Annotated in this window: 19 protein-coding genes; 12 read left to right on the top strand and 7 right to left on the bottom strand. The window is 35.2% G+C overall.

The features are described 5' to 3' along the window. The 4 genes from DF185_RS08560 (at position 1) to DF185_RS08545 (ending at position 5,046) form a co-directional block, all read left to right on the top strand. Entirely contained in the window at positions 1 to 774 is a 774-nt protein-coding gene (locus DF185_RS08560) for a thiamine pyrophosphate-dependent enzyme (RefSeq protein ID WP_110360339.1), read from the top strand. A gap of 34 nt (positions 775 to 808) precedes the next feature. Then, positions 809 to 1,360, top strand: a complete 552-nt coding sequence (locus DF185_RS08555) for a 2-oxoacid:ferredoxin oxidoreductase subunit gamma family protein (protein ID WP_110360338.1) — start codon at positions 809 to 811, stop codon at positions 1,358 to 1,360. Positions 1,361 to 1,610: 250 nt separating this feature from the next. Next, positions 1,611 to 2,936 (top strand): M16 family metallopeptidase, encoded by a 1,326-nt coding sequence (locus tag DF185_RS08550; protein ID WP_243421761.1) that lies wholly within the window; start codon positions 1,611 to 1,613, stop codon positions 2,934 to 2,936. Between the two features lie 46 nt (positions 2,937 to 2,982). After that, a complete protein-coding gene (locus DF185_RS08545) occupies positions 2,983 to 5,046 on the top strand; it encodes a M16 family metallopeptidase (RefSeq protein WP_165835982.1) in 2,064 nt (687 codons plus the stop codon). A gap of 310 nt (positions 5,047 to 5,356) precedes the next feature. On the opposite strand, the gene nadD is transcribed toward DF185_RS08545, so the two are convergent. The 5 genes from nadD to DF185_RS08520 all read right to left on the bottom strand — a co-directional run bounded on the left by nadD (position 5,357) and on the right by DF185_RS08520 (position 10,826). After that, positions 5,357 to 5,938 carry a nicotinate (nicotinamide) nucleotide adenylyltransferase gene (gene nadD / locus DF185_RS08540; protein WP_110360336.1) on the bottom strand — a complete coding sequence of 194 codons (582 nt, stop codon included), beginning with the start codon at positions 5,936 to 5,938 and terminating at the stop codon, positions 5,357 to 5,359. A gap of 1 nt (position 5,939) precedes the next feature. Further along, positions 5,940 to 6,506 carry a guanylate kinase gene (gmk, locus tag DF185_RS08535; protein WP_110360335.1) on the bottom strand — a complete coding sequence of 189 codons (567 nt, stop codon included), beginning with the start codon at positions 6,504 to 6,506 and terminating at the stop codon, positions 5,940 to 5,942. A gap of 83 nt (positions 6,507 to 6,589) precedes the next feature. Continuing rightward, positions 6,590 to 7,468, bottom strand: a complete 879-nt coding sequence (locus DF185_RS08530; RefSeq protein WP_207784608.1) for a YicC/YloC family endoribonuclease — start codon at positions 7,466 to 7,468, stop codon at positions 6,590 to 6,592. Between the two features lie 69 nt (positions 7,469 to 7,537). After that, a complete protein-coding gene (locus DF185_RS08525) occupies positions 7,538 to 8,878 on the bottom strand; it encodes an MATE family efflux transporter (RefSeq protein WP_110360333.1) in 1,341 nt (446 codons plus the stop codon). Between the two features lie 82 nt (positions 8,879 to 8,960). Beyond that, a complete protein-coding gene (locus tag DF185_RS08520; RefSeq protein ID WP_110360332.1) occupies positions 8,961 to 10,826 on the bottom strand; it encodes an ABC-F family ATP-binding cassette domain-containing protein in 1,866 nt (621 codons plus the stop codon). Positions 10,827 to 10,958: 132 nt separating this feature from the next. Here DF185_RS08520 and nth point away from each other — a divergent pair, with 132 nt between their 5' ends. Next, positions 10,959 to 11,618: an endonuclease III gene (gene nth, locus DF185_RS08515; protein ID WP_110360331.1), complete on the top strand. Its 660-nt coding sequence runs from the start codon at positions 10,959 to 10,961 to the stop codon at positions 11,616 to 11,618. A 65-nt stretch (positions 11,619 to 11,683) separates the two neighbouring features. Here nth and zupT read toward each other — a convergent pair whose 3' ends face one another. Further along, positions 11,684 to 12,508 carry a zinc transporter ZupT gene (zupT, locus tag DF185_RS08510; RefSeq protein ID WP_110360330.1) on the bottom strand — a complete coding sequence of 275 codons (825 nt, stop codon included), beginning with the start codon at positions 12,506 to 12,508 and terminating at the stop codon, positions 11,684 to 11,686. Between the two features lie 167 nt (positions 12,509 to 12,675). Here zupT and fdxA point away from each other — a divergent pair, with 167 nt between their 5' ends. From fdxA to DF185_RS08490, 4 genes are all read left to right on the top strand, one after another. Beyond that, entirely contained in the window at positions 12,676 to 12,846 is a 171-nt protein-coding gene (gene fdxA / locus DF185_RS08505) for a 4Fe-4S ferredoxin (protein WP_110360329.1), read from the top strand. A gap of 616 nt (positions 12,847 to 13,462) precedes the next feature. Further along, positions 13,463 to 16,645: a SusC/RagA family TonB-linked outer membrane protein gene (locus DF185_RS08500; protein ID WP_110360328.1), complete on the top strand. Its 3,183-nt coding sequence runs from the start codon at positions 13,463 to 13,465 to the stop codon at positions 16,643 to 16,645. Between the two features lie 12 nt (positions 16,646 to 16,657). Then, the gene (locus DF185_RS08495; protein WP_110360327.1) at positions 16,658 to 18,358 is read left to right on the top strand and encodes a SusD/RagB family nutrient-binding outer membrane lipoprotein; all 1,701 of its coding nucleotides are present in this window, start codon (positions 16,658 to 16,660) and stop codon (positions 18,356 to 18,358) included. Between the two features lie 14 nt (positions 18,359 to 18,372). Continuing rightward, positions 18,373 to 19,263: a BT_2262 family domain-containing protein gene (locus DF185_RS08490; protein WP_133250002.1), complete on the top strand. Its 891-nt coding sequence runs from the start codon at positions 18,373 to 18,375 to the stop codon at positions 19,261 to 19,263. A 73-nt stretch (positions 19,264 to 19,336) separates the two neighbouring features. Here the strand turns inward: DF185_RS08490 and DF185_RS08485 are convergent, their stop codons facing one another. Further along, a complete protein-coding gene (locus DF185_RS08485; protein ID WP_110360325.1) occupies positions 19,337 to 20,932 on the bottom strand; it encodes a YfcC family protein in 1,596 nt (531 codons plus the stop codon). 256 nt (positions 20,933 to 21,188) lie between these two features. Between DF185_RS08485 and hutI the strand changes: the two genes are divergently transcribed. From hutI to DF185_RS08470, 3 genes are all read left to right on the top strand, one after another. Next, entirely contained in the window at positions 21,189 to 22,442 is a 1,254-nt protein-coding gene (gene hutI, locus DF185_RS08480; RefSeq protein WP_110360324.1) for an imidazolonepropionase, read from the top strand. Between the two features lie 608 nt (positions 22,443 to 23,050). Continuing rightward, a complete protein-coding gene (locus DF185_RS08475; protein WP_110360323.1) occupies positions 23,051 to 23,779 on the top strand; it encodes a DUF6261 family protein in 729 nt (242 codons plus the stop codon). A gap of 139 nt (positions 23,780 to 23,918) precedes the next feature. Then, a complete protein-coding gene (locus DF185_RS08470; RefSeq protein ID WP_110360322.1) occupies positions 23,919 to 24,845 on the top strand; it encodes a M23 family metallopeptidase in 927 nt (308 codons plus the stop codon). The last annotated feature ends 39 nt before the right edge of the window (positions 24,846 to 24,884 follow it).

The following is a 24,884-nucleotide window of genomic DNA, read 5'->3' as shown; positions in this document are numbered from 1 at the left end:
ATGACAGCAACAACTGAAATCAATAATATTATTAGCGAAGAGAACTTGGTTTACAAGAAAACCGATGTTCTTTTAGATAACGAAATGCACTATTGCCCAGGTTGTACACATGGTGTAATTCACAAGGTAATTGCTGAGGTTATCGAAGAAATGGATATTCAGGATAAGACAATTGGTGTTTCACCAGTAGGTTGTTCTGTATTAGCCTATAATTATTTAGATATCGACTGGCAACAAGCAGCTCATGGTCGTGCTCCTGCACTAGCTACAGCTACTGCTCGTTTAATGCCGGAAAAATATGTTTTCACTTACCAGGGTGATGGTGATTTAGCATCAATTGGATGTGCTGAAATTATTCACGCTTGTAACCGTGGCGAAAACATTGTAGTGGTATTTGTAAACAATGCAATTTACGGTATGACTGGTGGTCAAATGGCACCAACTACTTTGGAAAATCAGGTAACTGCAACTTCTCCTTATGGACGTGATTGTGCTTCTACTGGTGCACCAATGAAGATTAGTGAAATGGTTAGCCTTCTGCCAGGTACGCGTTTTGTAACTCGTCAATCAGCAGAAACTGCAGGTGCAGTAAGAAAGTTGAAGAAAGCTATCCGTAAAGGATTTGAAAATACTAGAGAGAAAAAAGGTCTTTCTTTCATCGAAATTGTAGGAACTTGTTCTTCAGGTTGGAAATTATCTCCAACTCAATCAAATGAGTGGATGAAAGAAAATATGTTCCCTTATTATCCATTGGGTACATTAAAAGATGAATAGAACTCCATTTTAAATCAATAAAAACTGTAAAAAAATGACAGAAGAAATTATCATTGCAGGATTTGGTGGTCAAGGTGTACTTTCAATGGGTAAAATTTTAGCTTACTCAGGTATTATGCAAGATCAGGAAGTTTCATGGATGCCATCATACGGTCCTGAGATGCGTGGAGGTACTGCTAACGTAACAGTAATTTTAAGTGATGACAGAATTAGTTCACCTGTTTTGAAAAAGTTTGATACAGCTATCATTCTTAATCAGCAGTCGATGGACAAATTCGAAGCTGATATTAAACCAGGAGGAACATTACTATATGATCCAAACGGTATCACTCGTCATCCGGAAAGAGAAGATATTAACATTTTTAAGATTCCTGGAGCTGCTTTGGCTGCTGAAATGGGTAATCCAAAAACTTTTAACATGATTATTTTAGGTGGTTTCTTGAATGTGAAGCCTATTGTTAAAATTGAAAATGTTAAAAAAGGTTTGGAAAAATCTTTACCAGAGCGTCACCACAAATTGATTCCTCTAAATATTGAAGCAATTCAAAAAGGAATTGATAGTGTTGAAAATGTTCAAGTCCTGTAATCACAACAGACATAACATACATTCAATAAGTAAAGAGGAGTTCATTTGAGCTCCTCTTTTTTCGTGCTAAATAATTAACAAGTTTTAACTGTTTTGTTCAGTTAAAAAGGTTTAACAGTTTAATACATCGTTTTGTCGAGTTAAATCTGAGTTTATCCAAAAAAATTGAAAATGCTGATATAATCATCTAATATTGTTTAGCAGTTTTAGATTCGAGTAGAATCCAATTAATAATGTAAAACAATATAAAATGATGATGAAAAAGCTTCTACTACTTTCGTTGCTAGTTGTATTCGGACTGGCAAGTGGCTTTTCCCAAAATGGAAAAATTGAGTTTGAAGAGTATGATTTGGATAATGGCTTGCATGTTATTTTGCAGCAAGATCATACTACACCAAACATTGTAGTTTCTGTGATGTACCATGTTGGTTCGAAGAATGAGAATCCTGAACTTACTGGATTTGCACACTTCTTTGAGCACTTAATGTTTGAAGGAACCAAGAACATTCCTCGTCACCAATATGACAAATATGTGTCAAGAGCAGGTGGTGAGTTGAATGCAAATACTTCTACTGACAGAACTTATTATTTTGAAATGCTTCCATCAAACCAATTGGCTTTAGGCCTATGGTTAGAGTCGGAAAGAATGTTGCATGCAAAAGTTGAAGAAATTGGAATTAAAACTCAAAAAGGAGTTGTAATTCAAGAGAAGAAGCAACGTTACGATAATCCTCCTTATGGCACAATTTTGCCTCAAACAATGGCTCATGCTTACGAAAAGCATCCATACCGTTGGACTCCAATAGGAGATGAAGAACACATTCGTAATGCAAAAGATGAGGATTTCATGAACTTTTACAAAGAATTTTATGTGCCAAATAATGCTGTATTAACAATCTGTGGTGATTTTGAAAAAGCGGAAGCAAAAAAATTAATAAATGATTATTTCGCTGAAATTCCTAAAGGAACTAAAAAGATTTATCGTCCAAATATTGTGGAGCCTAAAAAGACAGCTGAGGTTAGAGATACAGTATTTGATAATATTCAATTGCCAGCAGTTATTCAAGCATATCATATTCCAGCTGTAGGAACTTCTGATTTTTATGCTGTAGATATGTTATCAAAATTGATGACTGATGGAAAGAGCTCACGTCTTTACAAAGAATTGGTTGATAACCAGCAAAAAGCAATTCAGTTGATGGCTTTCCCAATGCCTTATGAAGATCCAGGTTTGACTCTTGCTTTTGGTATTCCAAATATGGGAGTGGATCCTAAGGCCTTAGAGGATGAAATGGACAAGGAATTTGCTGTGGTAAGAGATGAATTAATCTCTGATAGAGAATTCCAGAAGCTAAGAAATAAAATTGAGAATGAACTGGTAAGTTCAAATTCAACAATTGCAGCACGTGCAGAAAACCTTGCAACTGCTTATACATACTTTAAAGATACAGAAAGAGTAAATAAAGAACTTGAAAAGTATTTTGCTGTAACAAAAGAGGATATAAGAAATGTTGCTAAAAAGTATTTCGTTCCTGAGAATAGAGTTGTTTTGTATTACTTACCAAAGCAGAAATAATATAGAAGTTCTTAATTGAAATTTCCAGAATAGAAAATATATGAAAATGAAAAACTTATATAGATTTTTAGCACTTGCTGTTGTTGTTTGTTTCGCATTTACAGCTAGTGCTCAGGTTGACCGAACAAAAGCTCCTAAAGCAGGGCCAGCTCCAAAAGTACAGTTGGGTGATTACGATAGTTTTACCCTTAAAAATGGAATGAAAGTTTTAGTGGTTGAAAATCACAAGTTACCTCAAGTAGGTTTTGCAATCTCTTTGTTAAATGATCCAATTGCCGAAGGTGATAAAGCCGGTTATTTGTCGATTATGGGACAATTGCTTGATCGTGGTACTGCAACAAGATCTTCAAAGCAAATTGCTGATGAAATCGATTTTATTGGTGCTGAATTAGGTGTATCTTCATCTGGAGTTGATGCTGGTGGTTTGTCAAGATATAAGGAGCAAATTCTTGAATTGATGGCCGATGTATTGTTGAATCCAACTTTTCCACAAGAAGAATTTGACAAAATTGTGAAGCAAACTTTATCAGGTTTAGAGGCTAATAAAACCGACCCTAAATCGATGGCAAGTAATATGAGAAGCAGGGTGCTTTATCCTGCACATCATCCATACGGAGATGTTGTAACGGAAGAGACCGTTAAAAGTATTACAATCGACGATTGTAAGAACTACTATAACACCTATTTTAAGCCTAATAAAGCATTAATGGCAATTGTTGGTGATATTACTACCAAAGAGGCTAAGAAATTAGTTAAAAAGTATTTTGGAGAGTGGGAAGCTGCTGAAGTTCCAAGTCATTCTTATGAAATGCCAGCAAAAATGGAAGGTAAGCGTGTAGTATTGGCAAATAAAGATGCTGCTCCTCAGTCATTGGTGAGAATTTACAACTCATTCGAATTGAAAAAAGGTAACCCAGATGTAATTCCAGCATCAGTAATGAATGCAATGTTAGGTCGTGGTTTTTCTGGCTTATTAACCAAAAACTTACGAGAGGATAAGGCTTATACTTATGGTGCAGGTTCGAGATTATATTCAGATAAATTGGTTGGTGGATTTTACACCAGTTCTGAAGTTAAAGCTGAAGTAACTGATAGCGCATTAATGGAAATGGTTGTTGAAATGAATCGAATCAGAGATACAAAGTTGACTCAGGACCATTTGAATATGACTAAAGCAACTATGGCTGGTGACTTTGCCAGATCTCTTGAAGATCCGGGTACTATTGCCAGATTTGCAATGGCAATTGAGCGTTACAACTTGCCAGCTGATTATTATGCAACTTACTTGGAAAAATTGGATAAAGTTACTTTGGAAGATATCCAAACAATGGCTAAAAAGTATGTTGATCCTAACCATGCGGTTTACTTGGTTGTTGGTGATAAGAAATACAAAAAGCAATTGGCGAAATTAGATTCTGATGGAGAAGTTGAAGAGTATGACTACAAAGGTGATATCGTAAAAGAAGATCCTAATGCAATTCCAGCAGGTTTGACATGCAAATCAGTAATTGATAACTACATTGCTGCAATTGGAGGTCGTGAAAAGTGGGAAGCTGTAAAAGATATTAGCATCAAAGGTGAAATGAAAATGGGCCCAATGAGCATTAATGTTGAGACAGCACAAAAAAACAATAAGAAATTCTGTATGAAAATGACCATGAATGGACAGGTAATGCAAGCGATGTATTACAATGGAACTGCAGGTAGAGTAGTTGCACAAGGACAGGAAATGGCAGCAAATGAAGCACAATTAGCAGGATTTAAGCAACAAGCACAAATGTGTCCTGAACTTTCTATGGAAAAATTGGGTTATGAAATGAAACTTGTTGGTGCTGAAAAAGTTGATGGTGAAAAAGCATATAAACTTGAAATTAAAGATCCTCAAGGGAACTCAAGATTTGATTTCTTTAATGCAAATACTGGTTTAAAAGTTAAAACCGTCGCACAGCAGCAAGGTATGAGTATGATCATGTTGTACAAGGATTACAAAGAAGTTGATGGAGTGAAGTATCCTTTCCAAACCATTACTAAAATGGGACCACAGGAAATGCCTTTAACCATTAAAGAATTGCTTGTAAATAAAGGTGTAGATGATGCAATTTTTAACTAAAATAGGAATTGGATAATAAATTTAGAGAGGCTGCAATTGTAGCCTCTTTTTTATTAAATGCTTTTAGAATAAAGCTTTTAGCTGAAGTGATAATTATTCAGACTCAAATTTTAGGAAAATAATTCAAATTCCCTTTGTAGATTAAAAATAATATCTACCTTTGCACTCCGATTCGGGAGTGTAGTGGTTAGGCACGTTGAGCGAATCAATATTTCAATATGAATTGTATAAGGTTTTAGGGTTAAAGTTTCGTATTGGAAATCATTTTGGGTTAGAAAAAGGCAGGTGGGGACCTGCCTTTTTGTTTTTATTACCTTTCATAGAAGTGCATCTCTTTTAAGTAGTTGTAAGCCGCTTCAGGCATGAAATAGGGAATGTCTTTCTTTTCCTTTATGGCCTCCCTAATAAAGCTTGATGATATTTCCATAAGTGGTGCATTCACCAAATGAACAGTACCATTTAGCTCAACTTCTTTATCCTTAAATCCTGGTCTTGGGTACACATACAAATCATGTTCTTGTAGAATTAACTCGTAGTTTTTCCACTTTTCGAAATTTTTCAGGTTATCCGAACCCATTATTAAAGAAAAATCATATTCGGAGTATTTTTCTTTTAAGTAAGTAAGCGTATCGATTGTATAGGAAGGTTTGGGTAAACCAAACTCAATATTCGAGGCTTTTAATTTAGGATATGCTTCAATTGATCGGTTTACTAACTCTAACCTGTGGTAATCGCTGAGTAAGCTTGATTTTTGCTTAAATGGGTTTTGCGGACTTACTACAAACCAAATTTGATCTAAATCGGAGTATTCGGCCATATAATTTGCTATGGCCAAATGTCCAATATGAATTGGATTGAATGATCCAAAATATAATCCAATTTTAAGCTTCATATTATTTTTTAATGAATTCGCTTAATGTGTTTTCAGCTTCTTGAAGAGCAACCTCAAGCTTGTCGTTAATAATCACCTTATCAAACTGATCTGCAAATCCCAATTCAAACTGGAATTTTTTAATTCGTTCGGCAATTACTTCTTCGCTATCGGTATTTCTTCCTCTTAATCTTTTTTCTAACTCTTCAAGAGAAGGTGGTTGGATGAAAACTGCCAAAGCATCATCTTTATAGTATTTTTTGATGTTTACACCACCAACAACATCAACATCAAAAATAACATTGTTGCCTTTATTTCTAATACGATCAATCTCACTTTTTAGAGTGCCGTAAAAACATCCTTCGTACACTTCTTCCCACTCCAAAAACTCATCATTTTCAATTTTTTGTTTGAATTCCTCTGTGCTTAAGAAGTAATAATCTTTTCCATGCACTTCTTTTCCTCTGCTGGCACGACTGGTTGCTGAAACAGAAAATTCAAGTTTAAAATCCTGTCTAAGTAGATGACGAACAATAGTTGTTTTACCTGAACCACTTGGAGCTGAAAAAATGAATAATTTTCCTGACATATTATAATTTGTGTGTTGTTTTAAAATTATAAAAAAGCGCAGAGTTTTGACCCTACGCTTCTGTTGAATTTCGTTTTTATATCTTACAAGACATTTAAGAGCTGCTCTTTTATCTTCTCCAGCTCGTCTTTCATCTGAATCACTATTTTTTGAATATCAGAATCGTTTGCTTTCGATCCTAATGTGTTTATCTCTCTACCAATTTCCTGAGCGATAAAACCTAATTTTTTACCGATTGATTTGCCATTCTTAGCCGTTTCGATAAAATATTTGCAGTGGTTTTCTAAACGAACCTTTTCCTCGGTAATATCTAACTTTTCAAGATAATAGATAATTTCCTGCTCGAATCTGTTTTTATCTACATTTTGTTTTTCAACAAAATCCTTAAGGTTATCGTTAATTCTTGTTTTAACAGTTTCGATACGTTTTGCTTCGTACTGAGGAACCTCTTTCAATAGTTTTTCAATATTGGCGATGCGTTCAAATATATCCACTTGCAAAGCTTCTCCTTCTTGCTTTCTAAATGAGTTTAAATCAGCAACAGCTGACTTAAATCCTGCAAAAATTTGATTCCATTCTTCTTCGTCCAGCTCTTGGTGCTCTGTTTTTAGGGCATCCGGAAGCTTAACGATGGTTTGAAGAATAGGCTCTTTATCCATAGGAATACCTAATTCTGAAGAAAGTTCGGAAAGCTGTTGATAGTAAGCTTCAACAATTGGTTTGTTTATTTTAGTTTCTTTATCGGTACCAACACTCTCTATAAATACAGACAGTTCAACTTTACCACGTTCAAGCTGATTTTTGATTTCGTTCCTAAGAACCAAATCCTTTTCTTTATAAAGGTTCGGTATTCTGGTATTTATATCCAGCTGCTTGCTGTTTAGAGACTTAATTTCGATGGAAACCTTTTTGTTTTCCAATTCTAGAGTGGCTTTACCAAAGCCGGTCATCGATATTAACATATACGAAATATTTATTTCCGCAAAGGTAAGAGATTGAAGTGGAATTACAAACTAATTGGATTGTAGGAATCAAGCTTTGTTTGGAACAACCGATTTACTTTTCCATTTTCCAGTCAAATAGTATAAATAGGAAAGAAGAGCACCCATTGACCATCCAATTGGAATAGACCACCAAATTCCGGTTTCTCCAATTTTAGCAGAAAGAAAATATGCACCAGGAATTCTAATAATCCATAAAGAGAATAGGGTAATGAACATCGGAATTAATGTGTCTCCAGCTCCACGTAATACACCATTTGTTGTGAATAGAGTAGAAAACAAAAGGTAGAACGAACTCACAATGATTAAGTATTTTTCGCCAATCGCAATTACATTGGGATCTGTGGTAAACATTTTCATGAGTTGACTTCCGAATATCACAATTATGGCAGTCATTAAAATGCAGAACAGGTTCGACATTAAAAATGTTGCCTTAAATCCTTTTCGAACTCGTTCTATTTTGTTGGCTCCTAGGTTTTGTCCTACAAATGCAGCAACGGCCTGCGAAAAGTTCATGGCAGGCATCATGGCAAGAGAATCTATTCTACCTGCAGCGGTATAGGCGGCAATAACATCGGTACCAAAAGTATTTACAATTCCCAGTAAAGCCATCATTCCAATGGCTACAAATGTGTGTTGAATTCCTGATGGTAAACCAATTTTTAAACTCTTGATGAAAAGATCATTATCAAAACTCAGTTTTGATAATGAAAACTTCATGATTTTATGGGTGCGATTAAGATATAAGATACCAGTTACAAATGCTCCTCCCTGAGCAATCACTGTAGCCCAGGCCGCACCTGCAATGCCCCATTTAAAAACCATTACAAAGAGTACATCGAATAGGATATTAAAAAGTGATGCAAGAATTAAAAAATAGAGAGGAGTTTTAGAATCTCCCAAACCTCGCAGAACCGAACTTGTACCATTAAATCCAAAGAACAGGATCATTCCTGCCATATAAATGTTTAGATAAGTGGTAGCCTGTGGAATTAACTCAAGCGGCAATTGCAAAAGAAGAAAAAGCTCTTCGCTATAATAAATGCCAAATATTGATGCAAACAACCCTGCTACAAAGAGGAAAATATACATCGTATCAATGGACTTTTTTACGCTGTTAATATCCTTAGCTCCATAAAATTGAGATATAACAATTGAGAAGCCCGATCCTATTCCGATCAGCAATGCAATTAGTGTGAAAATGATTGGAAATGATGCACCTACCGAAGCCAAGGCCTCTTTACCTAAAACTTTACCTACAATAATGCTATCAACAACATTATAAAGTTGTTGAAATACGTTTCCCAATAGCATTGGTAGTGTAAAGTTAAAAATTAGTTTGCTTACGTTTCCGCTTGTAAAATCTTTCATTCAGCTCTTTTGTAGAAATACAAAGCTCTTAATTTTATCACCATTCTCAAAAAAAACACAAATGTTTAACAGTAGTTAACAATTAGGCACGTTCACTCAATTCTAGCCAACGTAACTCTTTCTCATCTATTAAGTTGATCACTTCTTCAATTCTACTTGCTTTCTGCATCAATTCGTCGTTGGCTAATGTACCAGAGCTCATTGCAGTTTCTAACTCCTCTTTTTCGAAATTTAATGCTTCTAAATCAACTTCTAATTGCTCAAATTCGCGTTTTTCGTTAAAAGATAGCTTTTTAGCAGTGTTATTAGATTTTGGTTTTTCTTTTTTAGGTTTTGCAGGCTTTTCAATTTTCTTAAGCTCTTTTTCCTCTTCGGCAATTGTATCACGGTATATGGTGTAGTTGCCAGGGAAGTTTCTGATTTTTCCCATTCCTTCGAAAGCGAACATCTGATCAACCACCTTATCCATAAAGTAACGGTCGTGAGATACAATGATTAAGCAACCTTTAAAGTTCATTAGATATTCTTCCAAAACATTCAGTGTCATGATATCCAAATCATTTGTAGGCTCATCCAAAATCAGGAAGTTTGGATTTTTCATTAAAACCGTCATCAAATACAATCGGCGTTTTTCTCCACCGCTTAATTTTGATACATAGTTGTATTGTGTTTTTGGCGGAAAAAGGAAATACTCCAAAAACTGAGATGCCGACATTACCTTGCCATTACCTAGATCAATAGATTCAGCAATATCCTTTATTACATCAATGATTTTCTCATTTTCGTTGATTGTAATTCCATCCTGTTTGTAATAACCGTAAACAACGGTTTCACCAATTTCAATAGATCCCGAATCAGGTTCCAGATTTCTGGTAATGATATTTAGAAAAGTAGATTTCCCGGTTCCATTTTTACCTACAATACCAATTTTCTCGCCTCGCTGAAATTTGTAGCTGAAGTCTTCAAGAATTTTCAGATCACCAAAGTTTTTGTACAATCCTTCCAGTTCTAAAATTTTCTTTCCCAGTCGAGCTGATTTGATATCCAACTCCATACTGTCTTCCTTAAACCCAGCTGCAGCTTTTTTCTTCAATTCGTAAAAAGCATCAATGCGATATTTAGCCTTTGTTCCACGGGCTTGAGGCATTCTTCGCATCCATTCTTGCTCCGTTTTTAAAAGCTTTTGAGCCTTACCAACTTCAGCATTTATGTTTTCAATTCTTTCGGCTCTTTTCTCAAGATAATAGGAGTAGTTTCCTTTATAAGTGTAAATGGAATTTGCATCCATTTCAATGATTTCATTACAAACTCGATCTAAGAAATAACGATCGTGAGTAACCATTAGCAATGTTCCTTTCGACTTGTTCAAATATTCCTCCAACCATTCAATCATTTCCAGATCCAAATGGTTGGTTGGCTCATCCAGAATTAAAAAATCAGGATCCGTAATCAATACTTTTGCCAATCCAACCCTCTTTTTTTGTCCACCCGAAAGTTGTCCTATTACCTGATCGAAATTGGTGATTTTAAGTTTAGACAGAATTTGCTTGACTTTATTTTCGTAATCCCAGGCTTTGTATTGATCCATTTTTTCAAGAATCTCAGTCATTTTTTCCTGATCATTCAAGCTAATTACCTTTTCATACTCTCTGATTACAGAAAGCACAGGATCATCTGAGTTAAAAACTTCGTTAAGAACTGTATTGCTGTTTTCCAGGTTTGGGTTTTGTTGCAAGTAAGCAACTTTGATATCATTACGAAAAATTACATCTCCTGAATCTTGCGAGTCGATTCCTGCAATAATATTTAGAAGGGAAGTTTTTCCGGTACCATTTTTTGCAATTAATGCAATTTTTTGACCTTGGCCAACTCCAAAACTAATGCCTTCAAATAGTGTTAGATCTCCGTAACTTTTGCTTAGGTTTTCAACCTGTAAATATGATATCATTGTGTTCTTCTCTAAAATTGTGATGCAAATTTAAGAATAAGTATTTCAATACTTACTTTTCTGTAAGTAAATAAGGTTTTTCCTTAGAGTTTATTAATTTCGTTAGCTCGCAATTGTAAAACAGAATTAACTATGCGTAAAAAAGAAAGATTTGAAAAAATAATAGCTTGGTTTCAGGAGAACATGCCAGTTGCTGAAACGGAGTTGAACTATACCAATCCATATGAATTATTAGTTGCCGTAATTTTATCGGCTCAATGCACCGATAAAAGGGTAAACCAGATAACACCTCCATTATTTGATAAGTATCCAACAGCATTTGATTTGTCTCATGCAACACAAGATGATATATTCGATTTGATAAGGTCTTGTTCATATCCGAATAATAAGGCAAAGCACTTGCTTGGAATGGCAAAAATGCTGGTAGAGGATTTTAAGGAAGTGGTTCCTGATGATGTAAAAGAACTACAAAAGCTTCCTGGAGTTGGTAGGAAAACGGCGAATGTAATTGCATCAGTTGTTTACGATAAACCTGCAATGGCGGTGGATACTCATGTTTTCAGAGTTTCAGAAAGGTTAGGGTTAACAACCAAATCCAAAACACCATTAGAAACGGAGAAAGTTTTAGTGAGCTATATTCCAGAAGAATTGATTGCTACCGCTCATCATTGGATCATTCTCCATGGAAGATATGTTTGTTTGGCTCGTAAACCCAAATGTAAACCATGCGGATTAAAAGAGTATTGTAGATACTTTCAAAGAGAAGAAAAGAAGAACGCTAAGGCAAAATAGAAAGTTAAGCTAGCCCTGATTTGTAATCAGGGCTTATAGAGTAAAGGATTTTAAATCCCATTTTTTTACAAGAATAGCAAAAGGCTCACAGCCATTACAGCCATTCCTGCAATTAATCCATAAATTGCATTGTGATGTTCTCCATATTCTTCCGCGGTAGGGAGTAGTTCATCCAATGAAATGAAAACCATAATACCTGCAACACCTCCGAATAATACACCAAATATTGTATTGCTTAAGCCTAGTACAGAATAAATAAGAATAAACCCAATTAAAGCGCCAATTGGTTCTGCTAAACCAGACAAGAATGAAAGTAAGAATGCTTTTTTCTTACTTCCTGTAGCATAGTAAATAGGTACAGAAACGGCAATTCCTTCTGGAACGTTATGAATTGCAATGGCAACTGCAATTGGAATCGCAATTGTTGGATCGGCAAGAGCCGCAGCAAAAGTTGCTAATCCTTCTGGGAAGTTATGAATGGCAATGGCTAGTGCTGAAAATATACCCATTCTCATCAATTTTTTGTTTTTGATATTGGCCTCGTCAATATCTTCAATCTTTTTAACCTCATGCGGGTTTTCAAAAGAAGGGATTAATTTATCAATGACTGCAATAAATAAAATCCCACAAAAGAATGAAATAACCGTGTACCAGGTTCCTGCGACTTCACCATGATCGGTAATCAAAGCATCTTTTGCTTTCTGAAAAATCTCAACTAGAGATACATAAATCATTACACCTGCTGAAAAGCCTAGCGATAGGGATAGAAATTTGGTATTGGTTCGTTTAGCAAAAAAGGCTATGGCACTTCCGATTCCTGTAGATAGGCCTGCAAATAAGGTCAAACCGAAAGCTATTAATACTGTGGTGGTTGAATATTCGAATTCCATGTATGATTTTTTAGTCTGTTTAATTGTTTTGTTGGAGTAAATATAATGATTAATTGGAATAATTCTAAATAAGAATTTAGGATATTAACATCTTGTTTAGATTGAAACCAAGTCGTAATTTTAATTCAGTTCATTATAAGTAATTTATCAATTAAAAACGAATTGTTATGGCTTACCTTATATCAGATGAATGTACCGCTTGTGGTTCATGTATTAATGAATGTCCGGTTGATGCAATTTCAGAGGGAGATATTTATGTTATCGATTCAGATGCCTGTATTGACTGTGCTGCTTGCGCAGAAATATGCCCAGTAGAGGCTATTTCAGAAGCTGATTGATTTCGTTAAATGACTGAATATTTGAGAGAAATCTGAAAAGATTTCTCTTTTTTTTTTGATATTAAAAAAAAAGAGATAAATTAGATAGGGTAAAATGTTTGTAAATCATCTAATAAATATAGGGCTCTTTATTATGATGTTAAATAATTCCAAATTCTATAGAATATATTTGGAGTGCCAAAAACAATTCTACTAACCTAAAAACTTTTATTATGAAATTACTACTCAAAACATCCTAACAGGATTTAACTAAAAAAACATGTAGATTACATTTATTTTGTAGTCTAAGTATCGTTATATTATTCATTTCATGTCGACTGTTATGGATTGTAACGATTGTAATTCCTATCTCTACAAGCTTTAACCCCGAACCCACCACATTTTTAGCAGATAACGTCTGAATCAGATTCAATTCTGATGATGTTAATGATGTTGCTTGCACCAATCACATTATTATGCTTACCACTTTGCTTAGTGAATGTTTTCAGATACATTAAAATGTATGTGTTAACAGTTTATAAGCACCCGAAAACCAAAAGAATTAGAGCTTTATAATGTCGAGTGTAGTTATTATGCACTCTTATTTTAAAAGAAATACTATCAAAAATTTTTTTTCATGAAAAGACTAATATTTATTGTTTGTGCTTTTATCATGTCAATTCAACTGATAATTGCTCAAACAAGTGAGATTACAGGAACTGTTACTAGCGCCGAAGATGGTCTAGGTATTCCAGGTGTTTCTGTAGTAATAAAAGGAACTACTTCGGGAACAAGTACTGATATTGAAGGTAAATTTTCAATAAGCGCAAAGCCTTCAGATATACTGATGTTTAGTTTTGTTGGAATGATTGCACAGGAAATAGCAGTTGGTGACCAAATTGTTATTAATGTGATTTTGGAAACTGAAACGATTGGTATGGATGAAGTTGTGGTAACAGCATTTGGAATCGAAAGAGTACCAGAATCAGTTGGATACTCGGTGTCTTTGGTAGACGAAGAGGAGTTACTGGACAATGCAGAGCCCGATATACTTCGTTCTATGACAGGGAAGATTCCTGGAGTAACAATCGGATCAGCTACAGGAGCACCAGGAGCAGCAAGTAAAATTAATATTAGAGGTGCTACCTCATTTACTGGAGATAATCAGCCTTTGTTTGTAATTGATGGGGTTCCTTACTCTAATGACAATATTGCAACTACTGATAGTGATGCAAGTATCGTAGGTGGTCAATTTGCATCAGGGATTTCTTCTGTCGATCCTAATGATATTAAAAATATTCAGGTACTTAAAGGTGGAGCAGCTTCTGCTTTATATGGATCACGTGCTGCGAATGGGGTAGTATTAATTACCACAAAATCGGGTGCATCAACAGTAGGAGGTGTAAGGAAAGGTTTTGGTGTTAATATCACTTCTTCCTATGGGTTTGAAGAAATTAAAAGCAACCTTCCTGATTATCAGAATAAGTATGGAGCTGGAACTAATTTCGAATATGCAAATTTCAATGGTTCGTGGGGAGCTGCTTTTAATACTATAGATTCTATTCCAACGCCTGATAATTTATTAGACAATTTTCCAGATCAATTTGGAGATAAAATTGCATATGTTGCTCGTCCTAATAATGTAAAGGATTTGTTTGACACAGGTATTATTCGTGAAAATTCTATTAATATTACTCATGGAGCAGAAACTTCAACATTTAATCTTACAATGTCTGAGGTAGACCAAAAAGGATATATCCCTCACAGTGGATTTAATAGAAAATCATTTGCTCTCGGAGGAACTGCTAAGTTATCAGAAAAGTTGACTGTAGGAGGAAATATGAGTTTCTCTCATGTTGATCAAGATGGTCCTTTGTTTGGTAATAACCAAATAAGTGGAGGTGCCTCTTCGTTTGCACGTGCTCTTTGGCCAGCACGTCATTGGAACTGGACAGAATGGCCATATGAAAATGCTAATGGAGAGCCTGTTATTCCTAATGGTGGTTATGACCACCCACTTTGGTCATGGGAGCACAATACAAATAATCAGACTATTGATCGTACTGTACTTGGTATGAATGCCTCATACGAGATTTTACCTTGGTTAACTGCAGGTTTTAATGCTGGTTATAACAAGAGTCTTCAGGAACAAAAAACAGTTACAGATATAGGATCACGTGGAGCTGAAGGTCTGGGAGAAATAAGAGAAAATGCTTATGTAACCGAAAGATTGGAGTCTACATTTACTTTATCTCTGAATAAAGATTTAAGCGAAGATTTTAATCTTCAAGCAACAGCAGGACTCAATGTGAGTCAGAATGATGTTAGTGTATTTAAAATTACAGGAACTGAAATTATCAACCCAGGAATTTATACTTTGCGAAATACCAAAAGTCAGTCGGTAACTGATGATTATACAACGCGTGATAGAATCATGGGTTTATTCGCTCAAGCTACTCTGGGATATAAAGATTATCTTTTCTTAACCTTAAATGGTAGAAATGACTGGAATTCGGCTCTTTATCTTCCTGAGGGAGGCGTGGGTAAAGAAACAACTAATTTTTTCTATCCAGGTGCTAACCTTGCTTATGTATTTACAAACCATTTTGATTTGAGTGATACACCTATCGACTTTGGTAAATTGCGCTTAGGTTGGTCAAAAGTAGGTGGAGTTGGTGCATTAGGTCCATACGATAACAATGCTGTATTTATAACAGATCCTTCTGCATTTGGAGTAAATCTTATAAGAAACTCAATTAGTTTGAGTAACCCTGTATTGTCACCTGAATTTACTAAAGAATTTGAAATAGGTGGAGAGTTTAGGTTTCTTGAAGGTCGCATTACTTTAGACGCTACGTACTATGATCGAACAACAACAGATATATTGGTGCCTTTAACTGTTCCAAGATCTACAGGATTTCAGACATATTTTACCAATATTGGGGAAATGACCAACAAAGGTGTTGAAATTGGTCTGGGGTTAATTCCAGTAAGAATTAATGATGGTTTTTCTTGGGAGGTATTTTCTTCATTTACTACAAACAATAATGAGGTAACCAAGATTATTGAAGGTATTGATCAATATGCCATTAATGTGAACGAGGTTGCTTTTGTGAAAAAAGGAGAACCACTGGGTGTTTTTGTTGGAAGTTCAAATTATAGAGATGAAAATGGCAACTTGCTAATAGACAGAACTACAGGACAATTAATTAGAGATAATGAGCAAAAAGTGATAGGAGATCCTAATATAGATTTCAGACTTGGGATAACAAACACATTTAAATACAAAGGTTTATCCTTACGAATATTCTTTGATTGGAGACAGGGAGGAGATGTATTCTCTAACACTATAGCTTCATTATTGGGACGTGGTGTAACAAGAGATACAGAAGACAGAGAAGGAACTTATATTATTCCTGGAGTATATGGGGACCCTAATACAGGATTACCAATTTTGGATGATAATGGTAATGCGATTCAAAATACTACAGGTGTAAATATGAACAATTTGTATTTTGGTGAGTCTTATGCGATTAATTCATCTGATGAAATGAAAATTTATGATGGAACAACTTATAGGTTACGCGAGCTTAGTTTAAATTATACTATTCCTAGTAAATGGTTGGAAAATACATTTTTAACCAGAGCATCTGTGGGATTTACAGGTAATAACCTATGGTTTTTTGCTCCTAATATTCCTAAATACACCAATTTTGATCCAGAAATATCAAGTTTTGGAGCTTCTAATGTACAAGGAATTGAGCAATCTGCTGCACCAAATCCAAGAAGATATATGTTTAACGTGAAGATCTCTTTCTAAAAACAGGAAAATATGAAAATAAATAAGAATATAATTATAATATGTATTTGTGGGGTGTTATTAGGAGTGACTGGTTGTGATGACTATCTTGATATTAACACAGATCCTAATAATCCTACAGTTGCACCTTTGGATCAGCTAACTTCTAAAATTCAGAAAGATGCTGCGGATACATATAACTCAGGAGATTTTTGGATGGCTAATTTCCTTGGAGTTTTTACACACCAAATCGTGGTTAGAGAAGAATCAGATCAATATGGTTTATCGACAGGAAGTAATTTTATTTCAAATTCCTGGTCGAAATTATATCTAACCAATACCAATATGAATAGCTTAATAGGTACTGCTACTGAGCAAGGAAATATGATTTATGCTGGGATTGGAAAGATTATGCATGTTGATGCCTTTAGCAAAGCTGTAGACATATGGGGAGATATTCCTTATACAGAAGCCAATCAATTAGGTGAATCTATAATAGCTCCCAAATTTGATGACCAAGTTCAGATTTATACAACATTATTTGCGTTATTGGATGAAGCAATTGCAAATTTGAAAGATGAAACAGCTGAGAATAGTTTAACACCAGGAGGGGATGACTTGATTTATGGTGGAGATGTTGATAAATGGATAAAAGCAGCAAATACACTAAAATTGAAAATGTACAATAATGTACGTCTTTATCCTGAATTGTTTGATGCGGCTGCCGTGAATGCGCTTATCTCAGAAGGAAATCTGATTAGTAGTTTAGACGAAGATTTTGAGTTCAAATATGCATCTGCCTTAGCTCCAGAAGACGAAAGGCATCCTTTGTTTGCCGCAGAGTATGGTGGTGGACAGATAACTCAGTACATAAGTCCTTGGTTCTATGAAATTATGATGGGAGTGAATCCAACATCTTATTTTACCACTATTGAAGATCCTCGAATTCCATATTATTGGTTTAATCAATTGACTGGAGGAGAGTTGGCTCAGAATCCTATTGATTATCATGATCCTAATACCGATTTTGTTTCAATACGATTTGGTTCTCTTAGTGATGGTCGTGATAGTGGACAAAGAGGATCAGGAACAATGGTAGGAATGTATATTTGTGGAGGACGTTACGATGATGGAATGGGTAGTCCTGATGGTGATCTTGGATCTAGTGATGGTACAGGAGTTGCTCCATTTCAATATATCAATTATTACGAACGTTTGTTTATTGAAGCTGAATTGATGCAAGCAGGTGTTGTGACTGGTGATGCAAGTGCTAAATTACGAGAAGCTGTAGTAGCCGCTTTTGCCAAAGTAGATGATATAGCTGAAAACAATGGATCAAGTCAGTCTATCCCTACCTTATCTGGAACTACAGAGGTAACAGCTTACATTGATGATGTTATTACTCTATTTGATGCTGCAACAGCGGATCAGAAAATGGAAATCATAATGACTCAAAAGTGGATTGCTAGTTTTGGGAAATTTACAGATCAGTATAACGATATCAGAAGAACAGGATACCCTGTTTTAGCTAATCCTAATGGTACAAATGAATACCAGATTGATGCAGGACAAAACTCAGATGGTGCACTAGGTGATCCATTACTTGATTCCGAAACCACCTTGGGACGAGATTATCCTATTTCTATATATTGGCCGGCAAATGAGATTAATACAAATTCAAATGCGCCAGATCAGAAACAACAATCGATTTATTCAATTTTTTGGGACAATTAATAAACATTAGAATTATGAAAAAAATACATATAATATCAATTTTTTTAATAGGGCTACTTTTTTCTTGTTCTACTTCGAGTATTGATCAGATTGATGGAGCTATGAAATCGGCTGTGCCTGATTTTAAATTAGATTTAACCTTGGATGGTTTTATCGATAAAGCTAATCCTGCGGGAGAATTTGGATTTTCAATGGATCTTGCTGATGGGGACGTGACCTCAGCAGATGTTAAAGTTGCTTATGTTAATGTAGTTACTAAGGCTACTTCTTTCGCTACCATTGAAGCAGGACTTACAGAATTTCCATATAATAAGAGCCTTACGGTTGCTGGGATTATAGGATTGTTTCCTGACTTGGAAACGACCGATGATCTAAACACTGGTGATGAGTTTATTTTCTACGCAGATTTTAAACTAAGGAATGGAACAGTTGTAATTGGTTATGATGAAAGTGGGCCTAATTACAGTGATGATGTGAGAACTTCGCCATTATATACTCCTTTTGTTGGTATTAGCGTAGCTTGTGCTTCAAACATTGATGGAGTTTATGATTGTGTAGCTAATGGTACTTCTACCGACCCTGGACCATCTCCGAGTGAAAACCCAGCGGTTAATTTCACATCAACTATTACATTGACACCAACTGAAGCGAACGGAGTGTATACGATTTCAGATTTTTCAGGAGGTCTTTTTACGTTTTGGTATGATATTTACGGTTTAGCTGGTGATTATCCTGGTACAATAAAAGATGTTTGTGGAGATATATCTTATACAGCTACTACAGGGCCATTTGGTTCTCCTATTTCAGGTACTGGTAGTGTTGATGAATCGACAGGAGTTATTACCTTAACGGGTCTTGCTGATGACTGGGGAGATACATGGACATTGGTATTAACACCACAATAATTGATTTTTTAGAAACTTAAAAGAAAAAGAGGCTGTCCAATTAATTTTCCGGACAGCCTCTTTATTTTATATTTTAAAATCCATTCAACTCCATTGTTACGGTTGGAATTAGCAATAAAAGTCCTAACAAGAGTAAGATTGCCATAAATCCGCCAATCCACTTCACCCATTTGTCATATGGGATTTTTGCAACTCCAAGAACTCCAATTAGTACACCAGATGTTGGTGTTATCATATTGGTAAAACCATCACCAAACTGGAATGCCATTACAGTTGCTTGACGTGATACTCCAATTAAATCAGAGAATTGAGACATCATTGGCATAGTTAAAGCTGCTTTCGCAGATCCCGATGGGATAATTACATTAATAATATTTTGGATCAGGTACATGATTGAAACAGAAGCCATCTTCCCAAAATCGTTCATCGATTGTGAAATGTAATAAAGGATAGAATCGATTACGTTTCCTTCTTCCAATACAATTAGAATACCACCTGCTAAACCTACAATCATGGCAGCAGAAAGAATATCTCTCGATCCTTCAAGGAACAGATTTGTGATTTCGTTAGCAGTGTTGTTGAATGCAATACCTGAGAAAATACCCATGGCAAAGAATAAGGTAGCAATCTCCATGATGTACCATCCATATCCCATTACACCAACAATTAGATAAATGATTGTGAAAAGTAAAAGATTTAGAATGTAGAAATGCACTGACTTAAGAAGAGATACTAGACCTAAAATTGCAAATAAACCTGTCACAATCGGAAGTACATAGGTAGTCATTTCCGAATTACCAACTTTCAAAGTACTCATAGGATAATGGAAAGAGAATACCACCATGGTAATCAAAAGAATGAAATAGGTAACCCATGCCGATTTTGGGGTATAAAATTCCAACTCTTCCATATCTGTATCGTTGTGTTTTCTCCAGTATTCATCATCGGTGTAAACCAAAGATGCTTGTGGATTCTTGCGAATTTTAGCGGCATATCTTAAAATGAATGCAAATCCGATAACATTAATCACCACCCAGCAAAATAAACGATACTCAATACCTGAAAATAAAGGCAGGTTCGATAATCCTTGTGCAATTCCAATGGTAAAAGGATTTAGAAGCGCTCCAGCAAATCCAAGTCCAGCAGCAACAAAGCAGATACAAACTCCTACAATGGAATCATATCCCATTTTAATGGACATTGGAACAAAAATGATTACAAAGGCAATGGTTTCTTCGCTCATACCGAAGGTGGCACCAAAGGCACTAAACACCAGCATGATTAAGGTCAGTATAATATTGTTGACTCCAATTTTCCGTATGGTTTTATTCTTCTCTAGTTTTTGAGTAAACTTCAGGAAGGAATAGATCCCTACATCAATAGATTTACTGGCATTCATAATCCAGAATGCACCACCAATTACCAAAATAAACATGATAATATCGGCTTTATCAACAAATCCTTTAAAGAAAGAAGAGAAAATTTCCCAGCTCTGTCCCTGACTTTCTATCTGATGATATGATCCCTGAACGATCACTTCACGGTCGGTACCATTTACATTTACTGTGGTACGCTCAAATTCTCCTCCTGGAATAATCCAGGTTAATATTGCAGATAATACAACTATTGCAAATACAATTACATAAGTATGTGGTATCTTTTTAAACATATAGGTTGATTTAGTTTGTGTTTTGGTTTTTACCCCTTAAAATTGAATGCGTAAAAATAGAAAAATATGTACAGAATCAGCGATATAAAATAATTTTAAAGAGCAATTCGAAAAGGTTTGCAATTTGTTCAGAATTAGCTAATATTTGCATGTTAAAGTGAATGAGTGGATTTGAATTGAAACAGCGAAAATTTCAGTATTAAATATTCTTTTCAAATTACTCATTATGAATTGCTAATTATTAATTGATATAGATATGAAACTGTTAATAAGTAATATAAAGACTCTTGTTCAGGTTGAGGAAACTCCACGAAAGTGGGTTGCTGGGACTGATATGGCAAATTTGAATTGCATTGATGATGCTTATTTGCTTATTGAGGATGAAAAGATCTCCGATTTTGGCAAGATGGAAGATATGCCAAACTACGATGAAATGGAAGGTTTTGATCATGTAGAAGAGATTGATGCTACAGGTCGCATGGTATTCCCATCATTCTGCGATTCGCACACGCACCTTGTATATGCTGGTAGTCGTGAGATTGAATATACCGATAAAATCAAAGGACTTTCGTACGAAGAAATTGCCAAGCGTGGTGGTGGAATCTTGAACTCTGCTAAACGCATGCACAATGCTACCGAAGATGAGTTGTACGAAGCTGCAATGGAACGCATTCACGAAATCATAAGCATGGGAACCGGTGCGGTTGAAATCAAGAGTGGATATGGTTTGACTGTTGAGGACGAGTTGAAAATGCTTCGAGTAATCAAGCGAATTAAAGAATCAACTCCTCTTACCATTAAATCGAGCTTTTTGGGTGCACATGCCGTACCAGCTGAATACAAAGGTCGCCAAGGAGAATACGTTGATTTGGTAATCAATGAAATGATTCCTCAAGTGGCTGCAGAAGATTTAGCAGACTACATTGATGTATTCTGTGATGAGGGATTCTTTACGGTTGAAGAGACAGATCGTATTTTGAACGCAGGTATGAAGTATGGAATGCGTCCAAAAATCCATGCCAATGAGTTGGATTACTCAGGAGGGATTCAGGTAGGCGTAAAATACAATGCCCTTTCGGTTGATCACCTTGAGTTTGTAGGGGAGGAAGAAATCAAGTGTTTGAAAGGTTCTGAAACCATGCCAACCGTATTGCCAGGAGCAGCTTTCTTCTTGAATATGGTTTGTTCGCCAGTTCGCGATATGATGAATGCAGGATTACCTGTTGCTTTGGCTTCTGATTTTAACCCAGGTTCATCACCTTCAGGGAATATGAAATTCATTATGTCATTGGCTTGTATCAACTACAAAATGTTGCCGCAAGAGGCTGTGAACGCTACAACCATTAACTCGGCTTATGCAATGGGCGTTCAGGAAGAATTGGGAAGTATTGCTCGTGGTAAAATTGCCAATGTTTTCATCACCAAAGAAATTCCTTCGGTTGAGTTTATGCCATATGCCTATGGTAGCAACTTGATTGACGCTGTGATTTTGAGAGGACAGAGATTATAATTTAACCACAAAGAGTATTCACGAAGAAAGAATTTAGTCCATAAGAACATTTATAAAATATGGAAAAATGAAACCTTTTATGCAGTTCGTGGCTCAATTTGATAAACTCAAAACAATAAAATATAGCCTGCCGGTTTTCTGGCAGGTTTTTTTGTGAATTTGGGTAAAGATGAATAAAACAAAGAGTTCCCAATTCAAAAGATCCAAATTTCCTTCTATTCTGGCATTTCCCAATTTGGGAAAGCTAAAATCCAATTGTTTTTACCCATCCCCAGTTTGGGGAAGCTAGTCTAGGATTTAGGTAGACTTTCCCAATATGCCATTATTATCAAATAATTAATTTGATAAAAAAGGATTAATCCTTAAATTTAAAATAATTCATTTGAATAAAAAGTAAAGCAATATTTATATCAAATAAAGTATTTGAAAGAAAAGGAAGATGTTAATACTTCATTTTAATTTAAAATGGATGTTCCCAAGTTGGGGAAGCTTTGCTTCTTTCTAAATATGGGTACTTTTTGTTTGGGAAAGGGAAAAACAAGTTTGGGATAGCATATAAAAGAACAGGAAGCTTAAAAAAACTTTGGAATTGATAATGGAAACCCAATATGAGTAAGAATACAATGATTTCGGCTATTGATTTGTCTCATTTACACAATTTAGAGTTCTATTCGTTTGTAGAAAATATTCTGGAAGCTCTAAAGAAAGTAAATCAGAGTCTTGATTTTCAAAAAGAATCAGATCAACTTCGCGATGGACTGGTACAATTCGATATCATATTTGAGAAGAAAAAGCTTAGTTCTTACACCCAAAAAGTAATTGAATTGGATAAAAAAAGATGTGCTTCGTTTACAGGATTGCAGCAATGTGTGCGTGGGTACACAAAGCATTATAAGGAGGATATGAAACAAGCTGCCGAAATTATTTTGGAAAGCATCGAATCGATGGGCAAACAGATTGTGTATCGAAATTATCAAGTAAAATCGGCTACCTTTTCTTCGCTAACATCGGCTTGGCAAAATAAACCTGGATTTACAGAAGCGGTTGACACTTTGGCAATGAGTGATTGGGTAAAGCATCTGGATGAAGAGAATAAGGCATTTGAAGCAGCTTATCTGGAACGATTAATTGCCCAGGGTGCTGTACCTAAAACCAAATTGATTGACTTACGAGCTGATTTAATAAATGTGCATAGAGGAATTGTAAAAAAACTGGAAGCCTACTGCCTCTTTGAAAATCCAAAAGCCTTAGAGTTGAGCAAGCATTTTAACAAGTTGATTGCTGCTTACAACAAGGAGTTGACCAGGAGAAAAAATAAAACTAAGAAAAAGGAATAGTTGTACTACTATTTTAGACTAGCTGTAAGTGTTGTGTTATAACTTTAATCTGTTAGATAGCATTTTACTTTGGTGCATTTTTATGTTTTTAAAATAAAATGTACATTCGTAAAGTATATGATTAATTAATATTTGCTTTATGAATAAGATTATTCTGTGTTTATGTTTTTGCTTCTTGATGAGTATGGGCGAAACATGTCTAGCTCAATCAGATATTGAGTTGAGATACGAAAGAAAAAGTGACAATACTGTTGATTTTAATTACTCGAAAAATGTGTATGGCACATATTATTTGCTGATTAAATTTGATGATTTAACTAATGCCATGCAAACAAGCTATGGAACGCATGTTAGTGGACATACAGGTCGTTTTTTTACATTGAAACCCAAAAATCCATCAAGTGGAATTGGGTTTTCTTATACCTACATTTATCAGAGAGGTAGGGTGAATCCTAGAATTAAGGATGATATGGTTTATATGTTACCTTTTAAACCAAACACAAAAGTAAAAGTGCAAAAAGCAGAATACATGGGACTTACTTTTGGAAAAGGATCTCCTGATAATTTTAATGCATTTGTGTTTAAAGTTGAGAAAGAGGAAACTGTTGTTGCTGCTCGAAAAGGATTGGTAGTAGAAGTGGAAGATAAATATAAAGCAGATACAACCCAGGCATACAGTTTTGTGCGTTCTGCTAATAGAGTACTTATAGAGCATAAAGATGGTACTTTAGCTGAATACTCTGGGTTTAAATCAGGAACTATAAATGTAAAAGAAGGTGAAACGGTAAATCCAATGGATCCAATTGGAATTGCAGGAAGGTTCGACTCTAATAAAAATTGCAGGCTGACATTAATGGTGTATTATCTTAAAACAAAAAAATTGTTTGATTCTAAGAAAGAAGAAAATAAATACAATCAATATGGATATGTGAATCCAATTTTTTGTTACAAAGGTGGTAGATCTTTGTTACTTCCTAATAACTACTATTCGTCAGATTGCAATGATGAATTAATAACTCAAGAATTTAGCAGACGAGAAAAAAAGAAATATGTAAGCAAATTATAAAGAGAAAGAGCGATGAAATTTCATCGCTCTTTTTTATTT

Origin of the sequence: Marinifilum breve (assembly GCF_003202155.1) — a bacterium.
Taxonomy (GTDB): Bacteria; Bacteroidota; Bacteroidia; order Bacteroidales; family Marinifilaceae; genus Marinifilum; species Marinifilum breve.
The sequence above is the reverse complement of the archived record's forward strand: the minus strand, read 5'-3'. Positions and strand labels throughout refer to the sequence as shown.

Excerpts from the sequence above, each read along its gene's own strand:
- DF185_RS08545 (WP_165835982.1), top strand. The coding sequence starts at position 2,983 with ATGAAAAACTTATATAGATTTTTAGCACTTGCTGTTGTTGTTTGTTTC.
- nadD (WP_110360336.1), bottom strand. The coding sequence starts at position 5,938 with ATGAAGCTTAAAATTGGATTATATTTTGGATCATTCAATCCAATTCAT.
- fdxA (WP_110360329.1), top strand. The coding sequence starts at position 12,676 with ATGGCTTACCTTATATCAGATGAATGTACCGCTTGTGGTTCATGTATT.
- zupT (WP_110360330.1), bottom strand. The coding sequence starts at position 12,508 with ATGGAATTCGAATATTCAACCACCACAGTATTAATAGCTTTCGGTTTG.
- DF185_RS08485 (WP_110360325.1), bottom strand. The coding sequence starts at position 20,932 with ATGTTTAAAAAGATACCACATACTTATGTAATTGTATTTGCAATAGTT.
- DF185_RS08555 (WP_110360338.1), top strand. The coding sequence starts at position 809 with ATGACAGAAGAAATTATCATTGCAGGATTTGGTGGTCAAGGTGTACTT.
- DF185_RS08530 (WP_207784608.1), bottom strand. The coding sequence starts at position 7,468 with ATGTTAATATCGATGACCGGCTTTGGTAAAGCCACTCTAGAATTGGAA.
- nth (WP_110360331.1), top strand. The coding sequence starts at position 10,959 with ATGCGTAAAAAAGAAAGATTTGAAAAAATAATAGCTTGGTTTCAGGAG.
- DF185_RS08470 (WP_110360322.1), top strand. The coding sequence starts at position 23,919 with ATGAATAAGATTATTCTGTGTTTATGTTTTTGCTTCTTGATGAGTATG.
- DF185_RS08500 (WP_110360328.1), top strand. The coding sequence starts at position 13,463 with ATGAAAAGACTAATATTTATTGTTTGTGCTTTTATCATGTCAATTCAA.
- DF185_RS08495 (WP_110360327.1), top strand. The coding sequence starts at position 16,658 with ATGAAAATAAATAAGAATATAATTATAATATGTATTTGTGGGGTGTTA.
- DF185_RS08475 (WP_110360323.1), top strand. The coding sequence starts at position 23,051 with ATGAGTAAGAATACAATGATTTCGGCTATTGATTTGTCTCATTTACAC.
- DF185_RS08560 (WP_110360339.1), top strand. The coding sequence starts at position 1 with ATGACAGCAACAACTGAAATCAATAATATTATTAGCGAAGAGAACTTG.
- DF185_RS08490 (WP_133250002.1), top strand. The coding sequence starts at position 18,373 with ATGAAAAAAATACATATAATATCAATTTTTTTAATAGGGCTACTTTTT.
- DF185_RS08525 (WP_110360333.1), bottom strand. The coding sequence starts at position 8,878 with ATGAAAGATTTTACAAGCGGAAACGTAAGCAAACTAATTTTTAACTTT.
- DF185_RS08550 (WP_243421761.1), top strand. The coding sequence starts at position 1,611 with ATGATGATGAAAAAGCTTCTACTACTTTCGTTGCTAGTTGTATTCGGA.
- hutI (WP_110360324.1), top strand. The coding sequence starts at position 21,189 with ATGAAACTGTTAATAAGTAATATAAAGACTCTTGTTCAGGTTGAGGAA.
- gmk (WP_110360335.1), bottom strand. The coding sequence starts at position 6,506 with ATGTCAGGAAAATTATTCATTTTTTCAGCTCCAAGTGGTTCAGGTAAA.
- DF185_RS08520 (WP_110360332.1), bottom strand. The coding sequence starts at position 10,826 with ATGATATCATATTTACAGGTTGAAAACCTAAGCAAAAGTTACGGAGAT.